General features: G+C 68.0%; 2 protein-coding genes. One reads left to right on the top strand and one right to left on the bottom strand.

The annotated features are described in order from the left end of the window. A partial coding sequence (locus AC1VTH_RS08190; RefSeq protein WP_481335689.1) for an NAD(P)/FAD-dependent oxidoreductase occupies positions 1-461 on the bottom strand: 461 nt, incomplete at its 3' end. 219 nt (positions 462-680) lie between these two features. On the opposite strand from AC1VTH_RS08190, the gene AC1VTH_RS08195 reads away from it, so the two are divergent. After that, positions 681-1,617, top strand: a 937-nt coding sequence (locus AC1VTH_RS08195; protein ID WP_481335690.1) for a 3'-5' exonuclease, incomplete at its 3' end; no start/stop codon positions are given.

Consider the following 1,617-nt stretch of genomic DNA (forward strand, 5'->3'; position numbering starts at 1 on the left):
TGAGCTTCGTAATTGATCTGCCATTCATCCTTGCGGGCCTCGTCGCCGCCGATGAGCTCGAGCCCCTCGACGCCGTTTTGGCGCCCGCGCTCGAGCAGGCCCTCGAGGGAGGTGCGGTCGGCCTCGTCAAAGCCCACGACCAGCGACTCGTTGCGCACGTAGGCGAACTTGAGCTCGGAGGCCCAGGTGGGAAAGAGCGCGGCGCCCGCCACGTTGTAGCGCGACTTGGCGGTGCCCGGCTCGGGGTCGTAGCCGGCGTGGACGATACCCGAGTTTGCTCGCGTGGCACCGCAGGCGATGTCGTCTCCCGCCTCGAGCACGATGACGCGGGCGTCATAGCGCGCAAGCTCGCGGGCGCAGCAGCACCCCGCCACGCCCGCGCCGATCACGACCACGTCATAGGGGGCCGCCTCGGCGCCGTCCCCGCCGAACCCGCCTGCCAGCGAGGTCTCACTCATCATGGGTCTCCTCCCCAAGGGCTGCGCATTTTCCCCATTGTCCCCACTTGATACGGGCAAGAGACGAGCCCATCGGCGAACGAACGCACCCAGCATGGCCGGGGCCATCAGCCCCGGACGCGCGACCCTCGAGCTTGCGCCAGGCCATCGTGCTACCATGCTTTGGGCAAAAAGACGCCCGCGGGCAAGCCCTGCGGGGCACAAGGATTGGACGGCACAACCATGAACGTGGCACAGGCCCTCGAGCACGCGAACGCGCTCGTGTTCCCTGAGATCGTCTACTGCGGCGGCTTTACCGCGATGGACGCGGAGCGCCAGAAGAACGAGGAGGCGCTCGCGACGCTTCGCGACGAGTACGCCAAGAACGACAACCCCGGCTTTGGCTACGACGTCATCCGTGACCTCGCCGACCGCAACCGCGAGCTGTGTGACCAGATTGGCATCGAGCGCCTCAACAACACGCGCGACTCGAGCCTGGCGCGCGGCATGAGCGACTTCGACCTGTGCGCGGGCGTGGCGGCCCTGCAGAAGCGCAAGGCCTCGACCGTCGTGCGCGAGGTGGGCGGTGACCGCAACAACCTGGGCGTGGCCTACGTCACCAAGCCCATCCGCGGCACAGTGCTGGGCATCGACATCGAGACGACCGACCGCTACCCCGACCGCGGCTACATCATCAACGTGGGCTTCGAGCTCATGGAGCTCACGGCAGACGCCGCCCCCACCGACGCCGAGGCGCACTTCTGCGGCATCCCCGACCTCTATGCCGAGAAGGGCGTGCCGCTCGAGCGCATCCACCACATCTCATGGGCAGACGTCGAGGGCAAGACCCCCTTCCGCGAGGACAAGAAGCTGCAGGCAAAGCTGCTCAAGCTCATGCGCAAGTACCCCTACATGGCCCACAACGCCGCCTTCGAGGACTCCTGGTTCACGCTGCACCTCGACGGCTACGCCGAGGCGCGCCGCGCGGGCAAGATTGTTCCCGTCGACACGCGCGACATCTGCCGCCAGCTCGACCCCGAGGTAAAGACGCTGCCGCGCGAGTCGAGCCCGGCATCGCTCGAGAACTGGGCGCGCCGCCGCGGCACGCTCGCCGCAGCCGAGGCCGAGGTGCACCAGGGCCTCGATGACACCGAGCTCATGCTGCGCACCGTGCAGGCCG

The organism is Parolsenella sp. (genome assembly GCF_982402205.1).